Source organism: Neobacillus sp. BF23-41, from assembly GCF_041106275.1.
Window position 1 is genome coordinate 446,161 of sequence record NZ_JBGBPR010000002.1, and the last position, 23,093, is coordinate 469,253.

Sequence of the window (23,093 nt, forward strand, 5' to 3'; positions counted from 1 at the left end):
CTATATTTTTCCAAAATTTTATTATTTAACTGAACCCATCATCCCTGCAACGAAATGCTTTTGCATAATGAAGAAAATAAGTGCTGCCGGCAGGGTAGCAATCACAATCGCTGTCATAATCATTCCAAAGTCGGGTGAGTAGCTTGAACCGAGGTTTGAGATTAACAGCGGAATGGTCTGGTTCTCGGGTGACTGCAACACAACCAGCGGCCATAAATAACTGTTCCAGCTAGCCATGAAGGTAATGATGGCAGCTGCTGCATAGGTCGTCTTCATTGTCGGAACATATATCCGGAAGAAACATCCCAATTCGGACAGACCATCAATTCTTCCCGCTTCAAGAATCTCCTTCGGGAACATCTTTGTGCTTTGTCTAAAGAAAAAGATAAGATAAGCAGTTGTAACTGTTGGTAAGATGACCGCTGTAAGCGTATCGATTCCGATCATTGGAAGGGCTTGAGAAATGGTGGCAAACATTCTAAAGAGCGGTACCATTAAAGCCGCAAAAGGAATCATCATAGAAACCAGTAAAATATTAAACACAAAGTCCTTCGACTTACTTTTGTAAATTTCAAATCCATATCCTGCCAAGGAGGCGATAAGCATAGCAAGTACTGTTGTGAGAATCGAGATTTTCGCTGAATTCATTAATGCAGGTACAAGCTCAACTGTGTCTAATAGATTGTGAAGGTTTTCTATAAAGTGACTGCCAGGCAGCATCCTTCCTTGCGTCACATCTACAGACTTGTTTGTTGAACTCACAATCATCCATAGAAACGGAAACATAGAAACAATGGAAGCGATGATAAGAACTGTATAGCTGAATGAGCGTTTAAGGTTATTCATTTTTATCACCTGCCACTTTGAACTGAATAATAGAGAAGATGACGATCATAATGACAATGGCATAAGAGACAGTAGCCGCATATCCGAAGTCAGGGGTATACTTAAATGATAAATTGTAAATGTACTGAGAAATTGTCATGGTCGCATTTCCCGGTCCACCCTTGGTAATATTCATAACCTCATCAAACAACTGAAGCGTACCAATCGTTGAGGTAATCGATGTAAATAAGATAATCGGTTTCAACATTGGAATGGTTATTTTGAAAAATTGTTGAACTGCCGAAGCACCATCTATTCTTGCCGCTTCATAGATCGATTCATCAACATTTTGAAGAGCGGATAAATAGAATATCATGTTATAGCCAGTCCAACGCCATGTGATGGCTACAATAATCGCTATTTTTGCCCAGAAGGGATCAGTAAGCCATTGAATCGGTTCCGAAATTAGTGAAACTTTCATTAGCATGATATTAATCATGCCATCTTGACCAAACAAATATTTGAAGATGACGGAATAGGCAACAAGAGAAGTTACACAGGGTAAGAAGATGGCTGTCCGAAAAAATCCCTTTAGCTTCAACGTCTTATTATTTAATAAAACGGAAAGAAACAAAGCCAGTAAAATCATCACTGGTACTTGAATGATTAGATAAATCACTGTATTTTTTACTGTTGTAAGGAACGTTGGATCCTTAAACAATCGTGTATAATTATCGATTCCAGTAAACGTTAGATTTGCACCGACTCCTGATTGAAAGGACAAAATAAGTGCCTGAACCATTGGGTAGAAATAAAAGAAAAAGATCAATACAGCTGCGACAATAACGAAGGACCAACCAATGACAGCATTTTTCGCCCGAATTTTCCGGCCTGATTTTACTGAACTCAGGGTCTGATTGTGATTTACTTTAGAGGTTATCAACTTGAGTCAACTCCTTACACTTTTAATTAAAAAGATAGCCTCTGAACTTCGCCTGACACATCAGATACCTCCGTTTAACCTTAATGGAGAAGCCGGCGAAATACCGAGGCTTAATTTCTTATAGATTTGTTACTTTTCAACTTGTTTTTTTATTTAATTTGTTCTTCAGCTTGCTTTTGAGCATCTTCTAATACTTTATCTAGATCTTTACCCTTAAGGTAGTCTTGCATTCCAACAGCTAAAATGTCCTCAATTGCATACGTATGCATACCATAGTTTACTTGAGGAATTTTCTCTGTCCAGGCAGCAAAGTCACTAACGACCTTTTGACCTCCGAAGAAATCGTCCGCAGCCTTATACGCTTCGCCTTCAGCAGCTGGCTTGTAAGTACCGATCGCTCCCATTTCCTTATTCAAGGTCTGATAGAAATCAGCATTAGAACCAAAAGTTTTTGCTAAGAAGTCAGCAGCCTTTTCTTTACCAGGAATGTTAAGCACGTACCAAGAGCTTCCGCCTAAGTTAGAGGCGTTCACGGAACCTGAAATTCCAGCTTGTTTTGGCATCGGAACAACTGCCCACTTACCTGCTTGTGAGCTTTCCGCTTTGATGGATGGAGTAATCCAGTTACCCGTAGGAACCGTAGCAACATCACCACTGTTAAATCCTGCTACAAATTGGCCCCAATCAGAGACAGGTTTCACTAAATCCGCATCTAAAAGCTCTTTATATGTTTGGAATGCTTCCTTTAAAGAAGCGTTGTCCGCTATGTCAGGTGTAACCCCGTCATTCTTTAAATACCATGAACCGCTCGTTTGAATCATCATACGAATTAGACCTAGATCTTTTGGATCCTGTGTAAGCATTGATTTACCTGTTGCTTCTTTAACCTTTTTACCTACTTCAATGTACTTGTTCCAGTCGATATCTTTTAAATCCTCAACTTTGTATCCCGCTTTTTCCAAGTAATCCGTTCTAACATATAGTCCTGTAACACCAGTATCGAATGGAAGACCGTAGTTTTTGCCATCCAAGCTGGTAGGAGCAATTTTATACTGAGCGAAATCATCCGCTTTAAAAGAGCCAGTTAACTCATGGAACATATCTGGATACGCTTTAAGAAAGCTTTGTGCCCGATAATCTTCAATTAAAACAATATTCGGAAGTCCTTTTGTAGTTCCAGAACTTAAGCTCGTATTAAGCTTTTGAATAATGTCATCTTGAGCATGTTCAATAACTTTAATGTTTACATCTGCGTTTTCAGATTTATAAGCTTCTTTTGCTAAATTCATTGCTTTAATGTTAAAATTCGGGTCCCATGCCCATACTGTTACTTCATTTGTATCTTTGCCGCTGTCGGAAGTCTCTTTATTTGATCCCGAAGAACAGGCAGTTAGCATCAATATACTAACTAAAAAGAGTGCTAGTACTTTTTTCATTGATATTCCCCCAACATTCTATTTTTGTAAGCGCTATCTGACTTACAAATACAATGTTATCACCTGTTAAGAAGTAACCGTTAGGACGATATTTTTAATGGTTGGTAATATTTTTATAACATGAACACGCTTCCAATTGATTTATTTGGATTATTTTTAGATTTTATGACTATTTTCACTTAGTTGAAACTGGAAGTGTCATCCGGACCTTTGTCCCTTCACCCAACTCGCTAGAAATTGTCACCCCATACTGTTCCCCGTAAATCAGTTGGATACGCTCATGGACATTTCGCACACCAATCCCAGAAAACATCTGTTGCTTACGCTTTGTAGTCGGGAGTTTATTCTCTGAAGAGACTTCCATTCCATCTCCGTTATCCACGACTTCACAAATCAACGTATTCTCCTCTTTCCAGACAAGTACATTAATATAGCCACCAGTCTTACGATTGAAGCCATGAAAGAATGAATTTTCCATAAAAGGCTGCAGGATAAGCTTTGGTACGTGATATTCCAAACAATCTGGCGCGATAAAATAGTTAACATTAATCCGGTTACCGTACCGCTTTTGATTAATAAGGACGTAATTTTTTAAATTATCCACTTCTTGGACAATGGTATTCGTCTCGCTGACATTGCCAATTGTATTCTGAAGCAAGGATATTAAAGAATTAATTGTTGCTTCGGTTTCTTCTTTTCCACCTTGCTGCACCATGAATTTTATTGAAGTTAACGTGTTGTATAAAAAATGAGGATTAATTTGCTGCTGAAGCGCAGCCAATTCCGCATTGCGCTTTTGCTTTTGTGATTCCACAAGCTGTTCAACATACAAGTGGAGCTCATCGAGCATGGAATTAAAGGCATTGCCGATTTTCATGGTTTCATATGTGCCGGTTGCAGTAACATATTGGTGGAATTCATGTTTTGACGCATCTTCTATCTGCTTAACAAGACTCGATAACGAATTTGTCAATCTCCTCGTCGCTAGTAAGACAATGATTAACGCCACAAAGACAATACCCATTGAGATGAGCACGATATCTTTCTTATCAATTAGGTCTCCAACTGCTTTTTGTTTATCAATTATATTAAATAGGTACATGTCAAACGATGGAAGGTATTCCATCGAGATAATCTGATCCTTTCCCATAAAATTATCAATGATATAATGGTCTGAACTCTTTTCAATTTTTCCTACATAGCTAAGCAAGCCTTTTGGTGCTTGACCTATGAGCTTTGATTGGTTGCTAGAAACAATAACTCCCTGCTTGTCTACGACAAACACATTATTACCAGGTCCTGTATAGCTTGTGAAGAACTGTCTAAATTGACTTTCATCAAACGCAAAGAACATCGATCCATAAACAGTACCGTTGATCCGTTCCATTAGTACCTTTGATGCCACAATGAACTGGCGATTCGTTCCATCATTTCGCTTGTCCAATTGGTACACCAGTTTCTTTGGTTCCTTAAACGTATTACTAGTAAGTCTGCTAGTCCTTAATTCCTCATCCGTTATTGGCCAGTACGTCCGATCCGTTGCAAAACTGAATCCATTTCTACCCATGACTAGAATGCTTTCTTCATATGCATCTAAATTAGTTTCAATTCGCTTTAACTGTTGGCCCGCATTAAAATAGGCATTAAGTTTCTCTTTATTGCTATATTGCTCCTTCGTAAGAATTTTTTTAACCGTATTGCTTTGAAGGAGATTGTTAGATGCCAGGACGACCGAATAGTTAAAGGATTCGAAACTTTCCTTTACCTGACTCATTACTTTGGAGTTCGTAATGCTAAACTTTTTAATAAAAAATTGCTCCGACATCCGAATCGTTGTCCATGTAATAGTGATCGAAACTGTGATAATCATCATAACCGTAATGAAAAACATAACGATAAACAATCCGTTATGTTTAAAACGTTCGGGAATAAATCTCATAATTCACCATCTCTTATCTTAGTTTTTGCTTTCTTTTGTATTGGCTTGGAGACAATCCCTTTATTTTCTTAAAAACTTTACAGAAATAACTGTGGTCCGAATAACCGACCATTCCACTAATTTCTGAGATAGATTCCATTCCCTCCATGAGCAGTTTCGTCGCTTCTTCGATCCGCATTCTATTTAGATATTCGATGAATCCTTCCTTATTATGCGTTGAAAAATAGCTTGAAAGATAAGATGGATTAAAATGAAAGTGCTTTGCGACCCCAGTAAGGGTAAGCGGTTCGGCATAATGTTCTCTTATATATTCCATCAGTTTTTTCATATTTATATCTTCGGGCTCACTCTGCACCAAAAATATGCATTTTTCCGCTTCTTCAATAAAGCGATTCATTAGTTCAACCGTGGCCTTCGCCGAAGGTGCTTCATCAATCGACCTAAAATATGAATACTTGGCTTCTTCCAATTCTGTTACGTCAAATTTCATATTACTTAGGAGAATGGTAATGTTAAAAATGATGTTGCCAAAAAAAGCTTTATATTCAAAGACATCCATCGTATAACAAGAAGACATTACCTTTACATGGTCTTGTAGATATTTGAAAGCGGAATCAAAATGTTTTCTCTTTAATTCTTCTGTAAACCAATCCAAATTAAAATTTTCGGGTTTGGGCGGCACTTTTGGAAGATTCTCTTTCATTAAAAACGGTTGATTTGGAAAATAAAAGCGATAATCTAACAATTTTACGAGACTTTCTTTGTAGTTGCTTTCTAGTTGAGAAAGGTCTGAAAACTCATCAGTCAAAGCAATACTTATTCCTGGTATAGACTCTGCAAGTTGGCTGGCCAATTTAATAAACTCTTTATCATTCTGCTTGTTTATATTAATTAAGTATCCAATGATATTCTCTTCAACGCTTAAGGGCTCGTAAACAACTTGATTTATGATATGTTGCAATGCCTCTTCGATTTTCGCCTTGATACTTGTTTGAAATTCTGCACTATTTCTAGACTGGTGATTCCTTAAATCAGCTCCAATTAAACAATAATGGCTGTATGGCAAAGCTTTGGATACTAACTCCGAATCATACTTCACTTCATATCCTGAAATCAGTTTATTGATAATCTGCCCAATTGGGAGATTGCCTGTTAATCTTTGATCCACTTTCTGAAAGGAAGGAATTCTGCTTGCGGCGTTTTTCAGCGCCTTTAAGAGACCGTCTGCATTGAGCTTCGGCTTTAAGATATAATCAACAACACCACTTTGGAAGGTGGAGCGAACATAATCGAATTCTCCAAAACTACTTAAAATAATGATTTCAATTTGAGGATATCTATCCTTCACAATTCTTGTTAATTCTTCTCCATCCATGATTGGCATCACGATATCTGTAATGATGATGTGTGGTTTGGTTGCTTCGATTAACTCCAGGGCTTCTTGACCGTTCGAAGCCTCACCAACAATCATAAACCCCTCTTGCTCCCAATTGATATAATGCTTAATCCCTTGTCTGATTAACATTTCATCGTCTACAATAAGTGTTCGGCATAGTTCCCCGACTGTCAACGCGATCCCTCCAGAATATGACCTGCACAATTAGAAATTTCAGTATTTTTATTATACTATAATCATACTGATTACTTTTTCATAAAATTGTTCCAATTGTTGCACAGCCGCAGAACACAAATAGGGCCCTATCCCAATCATGGGTAGGGCCCTGATGTCCTTCCGTTTCTTCCAGAGAGGTACAATTACTCAAGGTCTTTATATATTCGTAAAAATTTCAAACTGGCCAAAGGGTGTCAGGCACCGCTTGTGGACAAATGTCCACGAGTGGTGCCTGACACCTTTTTATTCTCCATTAAAAATCAAGTTGGATTTTTTGTGCTTCCTCCAGCCTTTCGTGTTTATCATTAAACACGTCACTGGTTAGAATACTAATCCATTCCGTTTTTTTGCTGCCTGCTTGATCAACTATAAAGCCTAGACTCCCCCGTTTGATTTGATTTCCTTCGATTTCTCCATTCAAATGTTCAAGATACATATCCTGTTTCCAATCCATTTTCACACCTGTATTCGTTTCAAAAAGGGCGACTGGAGCAAAATTCCGTTTTTCTTTGGATTGATTTTTTATATCCACACTTAATTTAATAAAATCAAATTCCTCAGCTTCTGTTAACGGATGGAAATAGTCAATTAAACTATAATCAGGTCGGTAGTGAAGTAGTTTCATTTCTTTGATCGTGTACTCAATGTCTCCGAAATGATATACCTTATTTATATGTTTGATCGCTTTTAAAGTGGCCTCCCCTTTTTCATCCGTAACAGACTGGCCGGGTTTTTGTAAGGTTGAATCATCCGTAACCTGAGGGCTATTATAATAAGCGTCATGATCATCTTTCGAGATCTTTTTGGTAACTGTGGAAGTATTCTCTGTTTTTGTATCAGTTTTCTCATTGGTCGGCTGAATTGAAGCAAATGAACAGCCCGTAAGTAGGAAAACAAATAAAATAGTTATCATTGCCTGTTTCACATCGATTCCTCCCATCAAGTAAAACTCCTTTTTAGATAGATATCCCGCTGCTGAAAAGGCAACGGGATATCTTATTTTCCAATCCTAATCTACTAAATTATTGAAACTTACTTGTCTTCGATGACTATTTTTTTGCTGCCTTTTTCAAGAATGTCAAAGATGATTTTCGCATTATCCGTATTATCAATTTGACCGGCAAAGCGTTCGCTGTCAGGACCAAATGCATATACGTTTACATCTTCGCCTGTATGTCCGCCCGTCGTCCACCCAGTGAATGAACGGGTATCAATAATTTGTTCGATCGCATTATCGATATCCACTACTTTCTTCGTAGCAGCAGCATCTTTAACAGACTGAATCTCTTTATCTGTTAAAGGGAGATTAATATATTTAGATAAAGTTTCTTTCACATCTGCCCCATTAGCAATTTGCTCTGCCATAAAATCAGGGGTGCGTTTTGTTGCATTGATTGGTGCACTAAACCAGTTGTACTCTCCGCGGGCACCGATCGAGTAACCGCCAGTTGAATGGTCAGCTGTTGCCACTACTAATGTATGTCCATCCTTTTTGGCAAAATCAATCGCTGCTTTGAACGCTATTTCGAAATCTTCCATTTCACTCATCGCCCCAACAATATCATTATCATGACCTGCCCAGTCGATCTGGCTTCCTTCCACCATCAAAAAGAATCCTTTTTTATTTTGATTTAAGCGCTCAATGGCCGAAGTCGTCATATCTGCTAAGGAAGGTATCTCAGCCGTCCGGTCGATCATTTTTGGCATGCCTCGTTTCGCAAATAAACCAAGAACCTGGTCATTTTTGTCTTTTTTCAATTCTTGAAGGTTTGAAACATAACTGTATCCGTCTTTTTTGAATTCATCTGTAAGGTTACGGTCTTGACGGATAAATAAATCCGAGCCGCCTCCCAAAAGAACGTCAATTTTGTGTTTTCCGTTTACCATTTCATTATAATAATCATCCGCAATGGCATTCATGTTATTACGGTTTACATCATGAGAACCAAACGAAGCAGGTGTGGCATGTGTGATTTCTGACGTAGCAACCAGTCCGGTTGATTTCCCCTTCTCTTTCGCTGCTTCAAGGACTGTTTTGACTTCAGATTTATCATTGTCAACTGCGATGGCGGCATTATAGGTTTTGACCCCCGCAGCCATGGCGGTTGCTGCAGATGCTGAATCCGTTACATTTTGCTTCGCATCCTCTGGATATGTAGTCTGTTGTCCAACTAGAAATTTATCAAACTCAGTTGGCTCTACTCTTTTAGTAGACGGGTCGTCTTTTAAATAACGGTAGGCCGACGTATATGAAACACCCATTCCATCCCCGATTAGAAAAATGACATTTTTAATTTCTGCATTGTTTTTAGTTGTATTTTCTGATTTTGCGTTAACGGTGCCTGTTCCAACAAGACTGCTAAAAGCTATGGTTGAAAGGACAGCAACTGGAAGAACCTTTTTCATAAGTTTTTTCTTAAACAATTCGATTTCCCCCTCAAATAAAACTTGAATATGTTGTTTTACGATTTTCATTATAGAGGGGGTTTATTAAGCAAATGTAAACAAATGTAAAGACTAATAAATCGGAAGTGTTAAAATATAGGTAATTAGTATGAGAACAAATTACTTTTGAACAGAAAAGCTACATTTTCCAATATATTTCGGACTCATTTCTCCTAAAAAAGGCCTATTTTTCTTTATATTTTCTTAACAAAAATTGAACATTTATGGAAGAGCGAATCCTCAAGATAAACAAGATGCCATTAGTTCACTAGTGGTGCCTGACACTGTTTTCTGATAGTATTTTGAATAGAATTATATTTTGATATGGATATGAAAGAGGATTGAGGGACACCGTTTATGTTTAGGAACAAGAATGTTTGGATTTTGTTAACAGGGGAATTTATTGCCGGTCTAGGTTTGTGGCTCGGCATTATTGGTAATTTAGAATTCATGCAAGAGAAGCTTCCTTCGGACTTTTTAAAATCGCTCCTTCTAGCAGCGGGACTGCTCGCTGGGATTGCGGTTGGGCCCTATGCTGGCAAACTTACCGATCAAGCAAGTAAGAAAACAGTTATGCTGTTGGCTGGATTTGTAAGGGCTATCAGTGTTGTCTTTATGTTAATAGCAATTGCAACAGGATCCATCTGGTGGATGGTTGTATTTTTAGTTCTGCTGCAGATTTCAGCTGCTTTTTACTTTCCTGCTCTTCAAGCAGCACTGCCGCTGATTGTCGCAGATAAGGATTTGCTCCAATTGAACGGTGTTCATATGAACGTATCGACCTTGTCGCGCATTGTTGGAACAGCCGTGGCTGGAATTTTGTTGGTTGTCCTGCCCTTAGCGATGCTTTATGTTGGCTCACTGGTAGCGTATATCGGAATATTTATTCTCACTTTTTTCTTGAATATAGATGAATCAAAGGATCATCAGACCGCAAAGAAAGGCCCATCAGAAGAAACAAGTTTTAAAGACGTTTTTCCGATTATTAAAGGTCTGCCGATTGTCTTTATGACGCTGATCATGACATTGGTCCCCGTCCTGTTTCTGGGCGGCTTTAACCTTGTCGTCATTAACATTAGTGAACTCCAGGATAGTTCAGCCATAAAAGGCTGGATCTACACGGCAGAGGGTATTTCCTTTATGATTGGCGCTTTTTTCATTAAATTAATTAGTGACCGCACTTCACCTTACATCATCTTGTTTGCCTGTTCCTTTTTGATTGGTGGATCTCAGCTGCTTCTTTATTTAGCTGATATACCGCTGTTGACCATCGTTGCTTTTGCATTATTTGGATTTTCTGTTGGCTGCTTTTTCCCAACGGCTTCCACCATTTTCCAAACAAAGGTACCGAAAGATTTTCACGGACGATTCTTTTCTTTCCGGAATATGCTGGACCGGATTACCTATCAGATTGTCCTGCTCATTAGCGGCTTCTTCCTCGACCTAATCGGCCTGCAACTGATGTGCGTCCTGTTCGGGGGTTTATCAATCATCATGACAACGGTCTTCTATTCAAGACACAAATACCTTCAAAACCGGACCCGAACAGCAAAACAAGATACCTAATCACAAAAAGGCATCATCCAAATTGGATGATGCCTTTTTGTCCACTTCACACGGATAAATGTCCACGAACGGTGCCTGACACCCCTTTTTGACTTCCTCTTTAAAATGACACCAGCTTAAAAGTGGGTGGTTGAGTAGATCGGCTTTAGTTCTTTTTCGGGTTCTATGTAGGCTTTGGCGCTGTTTACTGCAGTGGGTCCTTCTGAGAATCCGCCTGCGATTAGGTGTAATTTATTTGGGTAGTTTGCGACGTCGCCCGCGGCAAAAATTCCTTCGATGTTGGTTTGCATCCTGTTGTCTACTTTGATGTTTCCATATTCGAATTCTAAACCCCATCCCTTGATCGGACCTAGATCAATACAGAAGCCATGATTGACAAGAACTTCGTCTACTTCAATCACTTGAGTCTCGTTAGTTTCGATGTTTTTGACGCAAACACTCTCGATTCGATCATTCTCCCCATGTAAGGCGTCTAAAACATGCGGGGTTAGGATGGTCGCAGCAGATTTACGCAAATTACTGATATTTCGCTCCAGTCCTGAAAATTCATGTCTGCGATGCACCACTGTAATATGTTTGGCAATCGGCAGCAGCTCGTTGGCCCAATCAACGGCCGAATTGCCGCCACCGGAAATGAGCACATGTTTATCTTTATAGTCACTCAGCCTTTCAACCCCATAACGCAGGTTCCGTCCTTCATATTTCACAGCATTTTCTACGTCAAGCTTTGCACTTTTCAACGTCCCAAAACCGGTTGCTAGAATAATGGTACGTGTATGATGCTTCTCACCGTTATGACTTGTTAAAAGAAAAGTCCCATCCTCTAATCTTTCCAATCCGACAACCTGTTGATTCAAAGCAATCGTCGGGTTAAAGGTTTGTGCCTGATCCGCCAACTGTTTGATTAGATTTTCTCCTGAAATAGCCGGAATCCCGCCAATATCTCGGATGACTTTTTCGGGATAGAAGTAGGAAACCTTTCCGCCTAAGTATGGAAGAAATTCTATTACTTTCGTTTCCAACTCTCTCATCCCACAATAAAATGCGGTGAATAAGCCAATTGGACCCCCGCCGATAATGGTTACATCATAAATTTTCATATCATTCCCCACCCAATCCCGCTTCTAACTAGAAATTCATGACTTTTCGTTTGTCGAAACTATGATCTTTCTGGATTAAATCATAGCAAAGACATACCGGCTTTTTCGTCCGTGGATCTTTTACAATTTCTGCGTCGATTTGAAAAACAGTTTTTAAAACTTCCGGGGTCATCACTTCTTCTGCCGTTCCCTCTTTGACCTTTTTACCAGCACGGAGGGCAACCATGTGATGGGAAAAACGCGACGCATGATTTAAATCGTGAATGACCATAACAATTGTCCGGCTTTGTTCCTTATTCAATTTTTCAAGCAGCTGTAAAATCTCCAACTGATGTGCCATATCGAGGTACGTTGTTGGCTCATCTAGCAGCAATAGGTCCGTTTCTTGTGCGATTGCCATTGCAATCCATGCCCGCTGGCGTTGTCCACCAGATAGTGCATCGACAGGATGGTCAGCGAATAAAGTAAGCCCGGTAACCTCTAAAGCCCAATCAATCATTTTGCGATCATTATCCGACAGCCTGCCGAATCCGCTTTGATGCGGGGAACGACCAAAGGAAATCAATTCATAGACGGTTAATCCGTTCGGTGCCTCAGGGCTTTGCGGAAGGACGGCCATTTTCTTTGCAATTTCCTTTGTTGGGACTTTGTGAATCATCTTTCCATCTAAATAGATAATACCAGATTTAGCTGCATGGACACGGGCTAATGTTTTTAAAATGGTAGATTTCCCGCAGCCATTGGCGCCGATAATAGTGGTAATTTCCCCTTTGTTTATCTGTAAATTCAAGTTTTCAACGATCGTCTTGTCTCCATAGCCTATCTGAAGATTCTCGGTAAAAAGTGAAACCACAATCCGTTCCCCCTTATTTTGCTTTCATTAGTAAAAAGATAAAATATGGTGCACTAAATATTGCTACAACAATTCCAACCGGTATTTGTGTTGGCGCGAGAAGGTTTCTGCCAATCGTGTCTGCCAATAAAAGCAGGAACGACCCTAACACTGCTGTTATTGGCAGAAATAGTTGGTGCTTTGGCCCAATTAATCTTTTGGCAATATGAGGTGCTACTAATCCCAGAAAAGCAATTCCTCCCCCGGCGGCCACACTAAACCCTGCGAGTGCTACTGCTGCTAAAAGCAATAGCCGTCTTTCTTTCTCTACCCGAATGCCGAGACCCGTCGCGACTTGATCACCTAAATTCAAGATATTTAAGGTGTGTGCTTTATATAAGGCAAAAGGAAGCAGAAGCAGGATTAAGGGTGCAAGAATGGCAACAAACTTCCAATTAGCTCCCCATATATCACCTGATAGCCATACAGCCGCCTGCATAAAGTCCTGCGGATTCATTTTTAACTGAAAAATAACAATCGCGGCGCCAAAGCCAGAATTCACACCAATTCCTACTAAAATCAACCGGACTGGGTCAATTCCTTTTTTCCATGCCAATACGTAAATCAGGAATGCCGCAATTACTGCTCCTATTAAGGCGAATAGCGGCATTAAAAAGATGCCAAACGTACTCACACTGTTCATAGAGCCTTGAAAGAAGTAGATAAATAGGATGACCATGAACCCTGCCCCTGTGTTAATTCCTAAAATCCCAGGGTCCGCTAAATCATTTTTCGTCACACCTTGCAAAATGGCCCCAGAGACCGCTAATCCTGCACCAATCAATAATGACAGAATCATTCTCGGCAGCCTAAAGTCAACTAAAACGAGTTGATCCCGGGCTGTTCCCATCCCAACTAATGTCTTAAACACATCCAGTGGGGCAATCCGGACCACACCAAGGTTTAAGCTTATGATAAAAGTGATAATCGTTAGGATAAATAATAGACTAATTACGACGATAAATTTTTTCTGTTTTACTTTCCTTTGAGTCATCACAGCCCTCTCCTTTCCCCGCGAGCTAGGTATAAGAAAAAGGGAACACCGATGATGGCCGTTATGGCTCCGACCGGAGTTTCAAACGGGGCATTCACCATTCTTGCTGCAATATCGGCGAGCACCAGTAACAGCCCGCCTAATACAGCAGAAATTGGTATAATCCAGCGGTAATCGGACCCAATGATAAAACGAGTAATATGTGGAATCACCAGTCCAATAAAACCAATGGCGCCGGCAACGGATACTGCTGCACCAGTTAGCACCAATACAACAATTACGCCAAGTGATTTTACTAAAAGTGTATTTTGACCGAGCCCCTTTGAAACCTCTTCGCCTAAGCTAAGAATGGTGATTGACTTTGAGATGTACAGGGCGAGCAATAGCCCAAGTCCACCAGAGATGAGTAAAATCTTAACGGACCCCCAAGAAGTTGTCGTTAATCCACCTGCATACCAGAAACTCATGTCCTTTGCGACTTGTGTATGAAGCGCAATGGCGCTTGAGAATGCACTGAGCATTGAGCCAACAGCCACTCCGGCAAGTGCAAGCTTTACTGGTGTCAATCCTCCCTTTGAAAATGCCCCGATTGTAAAAACAAGGATAACACCTAATCCTGCTCCTATAAAGGATGAAAAGGTTAAACCCAACATGGTCGCTGTCGGAAAAAAAGCAAGGGTAATGACTAACGCAAACGCAGCCCCATCGGTCACTCCCATGATGGATGGAGATGCGAGCGGATTCCGTGTCAAACCTTGCATCACGGCACCTGAAACGGCAAGTAATGCTCCGACTAAAACGGCTCCAACCGCCCTCGGCATGCGGATTTCTTGGATGATTTGATGGGAAGTAAGTTCAGGGTTAAAATGTGACACAGCCTCCCACACCGTTGCCAGCTTTATATCCGCTGCACCGTAGGCAATGGATAAACCCATCGAGATTAAGATTAGTATCAATCCCACAATTAATATTAAAGTTGCTTTAATGGCTGTTTTTAATCTGTTTTTATGAAGTTCTAAAGAGTCTCCGTCTTGTTGCTTTGCATTTCCTTTCAAATCTTACACCTCTTCTAGATAAAAAAAGAACATTTGGGTATATTACTAAATTGACAAGTATAATTGAATCGCTATAAAAAGAATGATAATCATTATCATTAAGTATAGATATTTACCCTTGATTTTTCAATATAATAGTAGGATAAAAAGTGTTTCCATAAATATCCTTCAAATTCCCTTCACAAAGTAGCGCTAATCCACTTGTTTTGTTTATTGACATCACAAATGAAAATGATTATCATTACCATTATATCAGGTATTCACTATCTCAGGAGGTTTATATATGCTTAAAAAGCGCTTTTATTTATCTTTTACTTTATTACTAATGTTATTTTTGGTAAGTGCATGCAGTAATTCCGATAAATCAGATACGGACAAGAAAACGGAGAATAAAAATACCAAGGTGAAATTAACTGATGCGATGGGTGAAGTGGTTATACCCGCTAATCCGAAACGAATCATCGCTCCTTATTTAGAGGATTCATTGGTAGCATTAGGTGTAAGACCCGCAGCTCAATGGTCAATCGGTGACACGGTTTTAGATTATTTGCAGCCCGAGTTAAAAGACGTTCCCAAAATCGGCTGGGACCTTCCGCTAGAACAGGCAATCAGTAATAACCCTGATTTAATTATTTTCAGTTCTCAATCCTCCATCCAAAAAGGACAGTATGAAGAGTATAAAAAAATTGCTCCAACATACGTTTATAAGGACGAGGTTAGTGCTGATTGGCGCAAACAGCTTTCTCAAATGGGTGAGATCTTAAATAAACAGGATGAAGCTAAAGAAGCCTTAGCGAATTACGATACCAAAGTAGCTGATGCAAAAGCAAAAGTCCACGATTCAATTGGCGATGAATCTGCCGCCATCCTTTGGGTAATGGCCGATAAGTTTTACTTGATGGAAAACAATCGTTTCAGCGCAAACGTTCTATACGGCGATCTAGGCATTAAGCAGCCTGCTTTCGTTGAAGGTCTTGGCGGAGCTGCCGTTCAATGGGATCCAATTGCTCTTGAGAAATTGCCAGAAATCAAAGCAGATCATATCTTCCTTGTCAGCAAAAAAGGCGAAGCGGGCTTAGACCTTTTGGCGAAGAGTTCCATCTGGAATGGTCTTGATGCAGTAAAAAATGGCCACGTATATGAAATGAACGACCCAAGCAACTGGACAATCAACGGTTTAATCGCCAGTGAAAAAACAATTGACGAAGTTGTAAAATCCCTTAAAAAATAATGGCTAAAATTTCAAAAGGCGTCATCCTATTTTTAGGATGACGCCTTTTCATCAATATAGCTTATGTTACGGCAGGAGATGTCCTTTTGAAGATCATTAACGGTGCTTAATTCTTTCTCATTATACAAGACAAACTAAGCTGGTGTGTTATTAGGTTTATTACTGCTACTAGGATTTAATCAAACGTCTGATTAGTTTTTTCACCTTTCTTAAAAAGCCAGATGTATCATGGCTTGAACACGATATAATCAATCGTTTGATTAGTTTTTCCATTTCCCTAAAAAAATCAAATCTATCATGGCCTCAAATTCATTTAATCAAACGCTTGATTAGTTTTTTCATTTTCATTAAAAAGACCAGATCTGCCATGGTCTCAGTCCCATTTAATCAAACGTTTGATTAGTTTTTTTCCAATTATAAAAATCAATTTCTTAACTTTATTATAAGTTAAGAGATTATGTTAAAGAGGTTGCTAATGTGGAGATATTATTAAATAAAAAGAGGGTGTCAGGCACCGCTCGTGGACAAATGTCCACGAGCGGTGCCTGACACCTTTTTTGATATCAACAACAAACTTAAATGTAAAATAGTATCAATTGTTGTTTTTGTAACTAAAGTAGTCAAAATCTGCATGCAGGTTTTGGCCTGATGTGTCTTGGCATTGCATGCCTACAAATGCGCCGGTGAAGAAGCCGCCGCCTTGAATATAATCGTCCGACAACTTGTAGGAGTGGAATGTTACTGGAATCACTGACCAGTTCTCACCATCGAAAGAGTAGGAGTATTGATATACATCCGTCTTCACATCCACACGAAGATACACATATTCAACATCCTCTGGAATGACAATTTCTTGACCTTGAAGCGGTTGGTCAAAGGTAAAATTTTCACAGGTCATGAGTTCAAGGATTCTCCCTTTGTCCTCGTTCCAGGTGATCTGGCATGATGTCCAGTTCTGTGTATTATAGTAATTCACCAAGCCCGCAGATTGCTGGAAGGTATTCGGGTTAAAGGCAACTTTTGTCTCCGCGCTAAAGGTAAAATGCTGCCAACGTCTTGCCACAAATGCTTGTGTGAATTTAGAAGTTAACGATTCTTTCCCGTACAGGCGCAAGTGACCAGGGTTATCTTTCAATGAAACGATTTTCTCCCCTAATGGGATCCGTAAGCTCTGAAAATGCGGGTTCAACATTTCTGTATCAAATTCGTCTTTCTCAGGGAAGTCCCTGTCCCACTTCACTTCGTCCACCCTTGGCCCTTCTATCTCAACAGATGGCTGGTTTCCTCCGACAACATATGGCCAATCATTTTTCCACTCTAGTCTCTGGATCGCAGTTTCCCTTCCAAGTGGACAGTAGCCACGGGGATCTAACAAAGGCTGGCCTTCTCTGGACAATGGTCTTCCAGTTAAATGAACAAGGAACCACTCACCAGTATGAGCTTGTACAATCGAAGCATGACCCGCTTTTTGAAGAGGAATCCTCGGGGCATGGAACGACGTGATCAGCGGGTTCTCCGGATGTACCTCGTATGGACCCCTCAGTTGTTTAGAGCGCGCAATGGTTGCTTGGTGATCAAATTTCGTGCCGCCTTCAGCTGTTAATAGATAATAATAGTCGCCAATTTTATATAAATGCGGCGCCTCCGTTAGTTTAATATCTGTTCCTTTAAAAATAATTTCAGCCTTACCAACTAGCTTTTGTTCTACCGGACTGTATTCCTGAAGTGAAATCCCGTAAAAATTGTGATGACCCATACGATGATCCCAATTCATGTTGACCAAATATTTTTTTCCATCTTCATCATGGAATAATGAGGGATCAAAACCTGAGCTATTCAAATAAATAGGGTCTGACCACTCGCCATCAATCGTTTCACAGGTAGCAAGGTAATTATGGCAATCCTTCCATTGACCTTCAACCACCTTTACATCCGTATAAATCAGCCAGAACTGACCATCACGATAGGTTAGTGCCGGTGCCCATATTCCTCCCGAATCCGGATTTCCCATCATATTCAACTGGCTTAACCGGTTTAGCGGCCTCCCTGCTAAACGCCAGTTTTTTAGATCCTTGGAATGGTAAATCCCCACCCCTGGAAACCATTCAAATGTCGACACCGCAATATAATAATCTTCGTCAACCCGGCAAATACACGGATCTGGATTGAAACCCGTTAAAATGGGATTTTGAATTGTAGCCATTTTTAACACTCCTGTTCATCAACTAATATTCATGCTCGTTTTATCACTTACCATATCTGCCAGCACTACTTACCTTCTTTTGTCTTGCCCCCACCCGGTTAAAGCAATAATTCCCTCCAAACATCAGTATCCAAGCAATCGTTGCAGCACTAAAAAATGGGATGAAGCTTGTTTGGTACAAATTCAAGAAAATGATCGCTGCTGAAGCTGCCAGCATCAATACTGTCATGTGGAAATTAAGTACGCTTAAGAAAAAGGCATTTTTTATATAATCCAAAGTTTTTAATTCAAAATGGACATAGACTGGAAAAATATAAGCAAGGGTAAGTACGTAAAATCCTGTGATAATCAGTAATGGGATGAAAAAGGTAAATTGGAGCGCTCCCCCTACTGTTCTCAAGTAAAGAAAGTCAAAAATGATAAATACCCCACTCAATCCGATACATATACCCAATCCATTTGATTTTTTGAATTCTTGTTTGTAAACGGAAAGAAACGTTTTCCAAATGGGGAGGTCGGTTTCTTTCAACTGCCATTTTCGGACGATCGTAAAAAGAGCCACCGTTGCCGGCATGATTCCCAGCAGAACCAATCCTACTAGGGAAAAGAGAAACCATAACAGATTGACGTATGCAAGCCTCATGATCCACTCACAAAAAGTGAACAGTTTCCCCATCGTTTTTCCAAATTGCACGGTTTTTCACCTCTAATCCCAAGTTTCCCTCAATGCCTTCCATCCTATTTTCATAGGTTGCTAGATTATAATAAATCAGCCTTTTACTGAACCGGAAGCAATTCCTTCGACAATTCGGTTGCTCAAGATTAAGAATGCAATCAGAATTGGCAGGATACTAATAACAAGTGTTGCTCCAATTGCACCCCAGTCCGTTGTATATTGACCAATAAAGTTCTGAATTCCAACTGTCAGCGTTTTAAAGCTGTCTGAACTAATAAATGTGTTGACGAAAACAAATTCATTCCAGTTGTATATCATGTTAATAATCGCTGCTGTTGCAATAACTGGTGCAGTCATTGGCAGGGTAATCCGGAAAAATATATGATTAATCGAAGCTCCGTCCATAACAGCAGCCTCTTCTACCTCTCTTGGCAGTGCCTCATAAAATCCAAGCAATATCATAATTGTGATTGGCAGATTAAAGGCAGTATAGGCTAAGATGACGGAAAGCGGATTATCAATCAGGTTTATTTTTGTAAAAGTATTAAATAAAGGAATCAGTGTGGAATGGACCGGAATCATTAGTCCTACCATGAATAAGCCCAACACCAATTTACTGCCCTTCCAGTTCATTCTCGTAAGGGCGAAGGTTACCATACTTGCTAAAATAACAGTCAATACAACCGCTACTACCGTGTAGGTGATACTGTTGAAAAAGTATTGGCTAATGTTCCCCTCTGTCCAAACCTTTTGGTAATTTTCCCACTTTGGCTGTGCTGGCAAGGAAAAGGGAGACATATTAAAAACTTCTTGGTTATTTTTCAATGAGAAAAGAAATAACCAGATGATCGGAAAGATTTGAAAAATTGCTATGATAATAAGGAATAGGTACATAATTCCATAGGCTGCGCGATTAAGGAATGGGCTCTTCGCTAGATTCGATTTTTCCTTATTTATGATTACCGGAGATCCAGTCGTTTTCACCGTATTCACCTAAATCCCCCCTCTTTTAATAAATATCGTCATTCTGTGTGGTAAGTTTCCTTATGATATACGTAACAACTAAACAGATGATTAATAAGAAGAAACCAATAGCACTTCCGTACCCAAAGTCAAAGCCCTTAAATGCTTTATGGTACATATATGAAGCCATAACCTCACTGGAATTGTTTGGACCTCCATCAGTCATAACATAAATCAAGTCGAAATATTTCAATGATCCGACAACTGCAAGAACAATTGTTACCTTGATTACATTCATGATTAATGGAATTTTTATTTTTAATGCAATTTGAAGTGGCGTAGCTCCATCAATTTTCGCAGCTTCTTCAAGGGAATCCGGGATGTTTTTCAATGCTGCATAATAGATCAAAATATAAAAGCCTGCATATTGCCAGATAATCGGGACGATAATCGCGTATAGCGCGATGCCTGGTTCCGCTAGCCATGCGGGTGGATTTTCAACTCCAAGTGAAACCAGAACACTATTTAGAATTCCATTTGTAGGGTGGTAAATTTTCAGCCAGAGTTGCGCAATGGCAACAGATGCAAGCAGCATGGGAATCAGATAGATTTTTCTAAGCAAATCTGCTCCTTTTATTTTGCCTGCCAATATCATCGAGATGAATAAATAACCAATCAAGCTAAGTGTTGAAAAAACTGCCAGTATTAAGGAGTGGTAGGCACTCTCCCAAAACAAGGAATCCTGTATCAGATGGGCATAATTTTTTAAGCCAATGAATTCCATCTCTCCGATTCCATTCCATTTCATTAAGCCAAAATATCCGGTTTGGACAATTGGGACATAAATCAAGGAAAGGATAAGAAAAAGCGCTGGTGCGATATACAGAGCAACTATCTTTTTATTGGACATAACTCTATTCATTACGGTTCAACTCCTTTGCAAACAGGATAAAATGAAGGGGCACATACCAAAAGTAAAGATATATGCCCCTTTTTTCTAAGTTGCGATTATTTGCCTTCGTCAGCCTTTAACGCATCTTCGTGTTGTTTAGCAAAATCTTTTGGATTCACTTCGTTCCCGAACAGTGATTGAATTAGATTCAAATGTGTTTCAGCAACAGATGCACTCATTTGAACATCTGCGAATAATGTTAGATTGCTAGCTTTATTCAATTCGTTTAATACATCAATATAAAGTTGTGGCAATTTAACTTTGGCAGTATCAACTTTAGTAGCTGGAATTACACCTGCTTTTTCAACAGATTGCTCTCCCCATTTTTCAACAAAGAATTTAACAAATTCTTTTGCTTCAGGCTTAACCTTTGAGTTTTCAGATACGAACAAGCCAACCCCTGGACCGCCAACCCAACTGTCGATGTTCCCTTTACCGCCTTCAACTGTTGGGAATTTAAAGAATCCAACATTGTCACGGAATGCTTGTGGAATTTCTTCATTTGTCGTGAAGTTCGGAAGTTCCCATGTCCCCATTAGGTACATAGCAGCTTTTCCATTTAAGAATTCTGATTTTCCTTCATCATTAGACAAACCATTAAATCCTTTATTGAATGCATTTTCTTTTACAAGTTTTTGAATTTCATCTGCAGCTGTTACTAAGGCAGGATCTTCAAATGAACCAGTACGATCGATTGCTTTGTTTAAAACCTCAGAACCGCCTAAACGGTCTGCAAGGTACATATACCATAGAGATCCAGTCCAACGATCTTTATTTCCAAGTGCAATTGGTGCTACACCTTTACTAGCAAGTGTTTTCACAACATTTGTGAATTCACTGTAAGTTTGTGGTACTTCGAGATTAAATTTTTTGAAAATTTCTTTATTGTAATAAATAGGAGCGATGTTTAATTCTAGTGGAAGACCATAAGTTTTGCCGTCTAACGCATATGCTTCTGTTGTTCCACTAACGAAAGAATCTTTCAAACCGCCAGATAATACATCATCAAGTGGTGAAAAAAGCTTTCCTTTAACGAAAGGAGTCATATATCCAGCTGCCCATGTAAAACCTACATCTGGAAGCTCGTTAGATGCGGAAAGAACTTTCATTTTGTTCTTGTATTGTTCATTTTCAAGTACTTCAACCTCAATTTTTACATCCTTATGATTTGCCTCGTATTGCTTGATAATATCTGACACGATCAAATTTTGTTGTTTGGAGCTTCCGGCAGGCCAAAGATGCATGAATTTAATCGTTTTCTTGGAACTGCTCTCATTGCTAGCCTTGTCAGAACCACTGCAGCCCGCAAGACCAGCTGTAAGAAGCAGTGCAAGTACTAGCAACAATGTATACGCTTTCTTAAACATTTCAAAACCCCCAATAAATTGTTTTCGCTTACATACTGAATTTTAGCACTAATAAAAAATCACGGTAAGGTAACCGCGATTGGGGGAAATTCCACTATTTTTGGATAGGTGCTTCGTCAAGGACAGCCACTTTTCTGTATTTGCTTGGTGTAATTCCCTCATAATCCTTAAAGATTTTAATGAAATACTTAGCTGTCTGATAGCCTGCCTGCTGGGCGATATCTTCGACATGTGCATCCGTGGTTAATAAAAGGTTTTTGGCCATTTGCAGCCTTTTTCTCGTCAAGTATTCACTAAATGTCAAACGGGTTTTCTCTTTAAACAAAACACTGAAATAACTGGCATTTAAATGGACAGTATCAGCCACTTCCTTTAAGCTGACCTGCCTATTTAAATTTTTATTTATGAATGTAATTGCATCTTTTATTAGAGAATTCGAGAGGTCTTTCCGAGCATCCACATTCAGTAGCTTTTGATCGGCAACTTTTTCTAGATGGTCTGCCCTTTCGATGTTAGCTTCTGTTTCCAATGCCTGCTCAACTGCTTCAATTAGTTTTTGTTTACTTAACGGCTTCAGGAGATAATTAATTACTCCCAAACGAATTGCTTCCTGAGCATATTCAAAATCAGGATGTCCAGAAATAATCATCACAACGGGCTTATATCCTCTATCCTTAATGTTTTTCAACAGTTTCAAACCATCCATCTCAGGCATGCAAACATCTGTGATTAGAAGGTGAATTTTATGTTTGCCAAATAGCTCATATGCCTCAGGTCCATCAGTAGCACTTATTATTTCATATTTTCCCGCGGACCATATTTCCAGTGTTTTTTTCAAGCCTTGTCTTGTTGTTTGCTCATCATCGACGATTAAGATAGTCTTGGTAGACATCT

General features: G+C 39.5%; 19 protein-coding genes. 2 read left to right on the forward strand and 17 right to left on the reverse strand.

Annotation, left to right across the window (positions count from 1 at the left end; all coding sequences use genetic code 11):
• Window positions 1-21 precede the first annotated feature (21 nt).
• From AB7942_RS05245 to AB7942_RS05275, 7 genes are all read right to left on the reverse strand, one after another.
• Window positions 22-846, reverse strand: a complete 825-nt coding sequence (locus tag AB7942_RS05245; protein ID WP_098934628.1) for a carbohydrate ABC transporter permease — start codon at window positions 844-846, stop codon at window positions 22-24.
• Entirely contained in the window at window positions 839-1,735 is an 897-nt protein-coding gene (locus AB7942_RS05250; RefSeq protein ID WP_180247606.1) for a carbohydrate ABC transporter permease, read from the reverse strand. Before AB7942_RS05250 ends, AB7942_RS05245 begins: the two co-directional genes overlap by 8 nt.
• Before the next feature lie 182 nt (window positions 1,736-1,917).
• Entirely contained in the window at window positions 1,918-3,204 is a 1,287-nt protein-coding gene (locus tag AB7942_RS05255) for an ABC transporter substrate-binding protein (protein WP_369446071.1), read from the reverse strand.
• A 175-nt stretch (window positions 3,205-3,379) separates the two neighbouring features.
• Window positions 3,380-5,143 (reverse strand): sensor histidine kinase, encoded by a 1,764-nt coding sequence (locus AB7942_RS05260; protein ID WP_369446072.1) that lies wholly within the window; start codon window positions 5,141-5,143, stop codon window positions 3,380-3,382.
• Between the two features lie 13 nt (window positions 5,144-5,156).
• The gene (locus tag AB7942_RS05265; protein WP_369446073.1) at window positions 5,157-6,713 is read right to left on the reverse strand and encodes a response regulator; all 1,557 of its coding nucleotides are present in this window, start codon (window positions 6,711-6,713) and stop codon (window positions 5,157-5,159) included.
• 295 nt (window positions 6,714-7,008) lie between these two features.
• Window positions 7,009-7,680 carry a hypothetical protein gene (locus AB7942_RS05270; RefSeq protein ID WP_483310843.1) on the reverse strand — a complete coding sequence of 224 codons (672 nt, stop codon included), beginning with the start codon at window positions 7,678-7,680 and terminating at the stop codon, window positions 7,009-7,011.
• Between the two features lie 107 nt (window positions 7,681-7,787).
• Complete coding sequence (locus tag AB7942_RS05275) at window positions 7,788-9,161, reverse strand: alkaline phosphatase (protein ID WP_483310844.1); 1,374 nt, start codon at window positions 9,159-9,161, stop codon at window positions 7,788-7,790.
• 396 nt (window positions 9,162-9,557) lie between these two features.
• Here AB7942_RS05275 and AB7942_RS05280 point away from each other — a divergent pair, with 396 nt between their 5' ends.
• A complete protein-coding gene (locus AB7942_RS05280; RefSeq protein ID WP_369446076.1) occupies window positions 9,558-10,766 on the forward strand; it encodes an MFS transporter in 1,209 nt (402 codons plus the stop codon).
• A 116-nt stretch (window positions 10,767-10,882) separates the two neighbouring features.
• On the opposite strand, the gene AB7942_RS05285 is transcribed toward AB7942_RS05280, so the two are convergent.
• The 4 genes from AB7942_RS05285 to AB7942_RS05300 are packed head-to-tail and all read right to left on the reverse strand — an operon-like array spanning window position 10,883 to window position 14,738.
• Complete coding sequence (locus AB7942_RS05285) at window positions 10,883-11,878, reverse strand: NAD(P)/FAD-dependent oxidoreductase (protein WP_369446077.1); 996 nt, start codon at window positions 11,876-11,878, stop codon at window positions 10,883-10,885.
• 16 nt (window positions 11,879-11,894) lie between these two features.
• Window positions 11,895-12,719 carry an ABC transporter ATP-binding protein gene (locus tag AB7942_RS05290; protein WP_369446078.1) on the reverse strand — a complete coding sequence of 275 codons (825 nt, stop codon included), beginning with the start codon at window positions 12,717-12,719 and terminating at the stop codon, window positions 11,895-11,897.
• 13 nt (window positions 12,720-12,732) lie between these two features.
• Complete coding sequence (locus tag AB7942_RS05295; RefSeq protein ID WP_369446079.1) at window positions 12,733-13,752, reverse strand: FecCD family ABC transporter permease; 1,020 nt, start codon at window positions 13,750-13,752, stop codon at window positions 12,733-12,735.
• Window positions 13,752-14,738, reverse strand: coding sequence for a FecCD family ABC transporter permease (locus tag AB7942_RS05300; RefSeq protein WP_369446144.1), 987 nt, complete (start codon window positions 14,736-14,738; stop codon window positions 13,752-13,754). The genes AB7942_RS05295 and AB7942_RS05300 overlap by 1 nt, the downstream gene beginning before the upstream one ends.
• A 352-nt stretch (window positions 14,739-15,090) precedes the next feature.
• Here AB7942_RS05300 and AB7942_RS05305 point away from each other — a divergent pair, with 352 nt between their 5' ends.
• The gene (locus tag AB7942_RS05305; protein WP_369446080.1) at window positions 15,091-16,038 is read left to right on the forward strand and encodes an iron-hydroxamate ABC transporter substrate-binding protein; all 948 of its coding nucleotides are present in this window, start codon (window positions 15,091-15,093) and stop codon (window positions 16,036-16,038) included.
• Window positions 16,039-16,630: 592 nt separating this feature from the next.
• Here the strand turns inward: AB7942_RS05305 and AB7942_RS05310 are convergent.
• The 6 genes from AB7942_RS05310 to AB7942_RS05335 all read right to left on the reverse strand — a co-directional run bounded on the left by AB7942_RS05310 (window position 16,631) and on the right by AB7942_RS05335 (window position 23,091).
• Complete coding sequence (locus AB7942_RS05310; RefSeq protein ID WP_369446081.1) at window positions 16,631-18,241, reverse strand: glycoside hydrolase family 43 protein; 1,611 nt, start codon at window positions 18,239-18,241, stop codon at window positions 16,631-16,633.
• Between the two features lie 43 nt (window positions 18,242-18,284).
• Window positions 18,285-18,935 (reverse strand): YesL family protein, encoded by a 651-nt coding sequence (locus tag AB7942_RS05315; RefSeq protein WP_369446082.1) that lies wholly within the window; start codon window positions 18,933-18,935, stop codon window positions 18,285-18,287.
• A gap of 75 nt (window positions 18,936-19,010) precedes the next feature.
• Window positions 19,011-19,910, reverse strand: coding sequence for a carbohydrate ABC transporter permease (locus tag AB7942_RS05320; RefSeq protein ID WP_483310837.1), 900 nt, complete (start codon window positions 19,908-19,910; stop codon window positions 19,011-19,013).
• Between the two features lie 16 nt (window positions 19,911-19,926).
• Entirely contained in the window at window positions 19,927-20,802 is an 876-nt protein-coding gene (locus AB7942_RS05325) for a carbohydrate ABC transporter permease (protein ID WP_369446083.1), read from the reverse strand.
• 86 nt (window positions 20,803-20,888) lie between these two features.
• The gene (locus tag AB7942_RS05330; RefSeq protein WP_335397472.1) at window positions 20,889-22,199 is read right to left on the reverse strand and encodes an extracellular solute-binding protein; all 1,311 of its coding nucleotides are present in this window, start codon (window positions 22,197-22,199) and stop codon (window positions 20,889-20,891) included.
• A 94-nt stretch (window positions 22,200-22,293) separates the two neighbouring features.
• Complete coding sequence (locus tag AB7942_RS05335; RefSeq protein WP_369446084.1) at window positions 22,294-23,091, reverse strand: response regulator transcription factor; 798 nt, start codon at window positions 23,089-23,091, stop codon at window positions 22,294-22,296.
• Window positions 23,092-23,093: the final 2 nt, after the last annotated feature.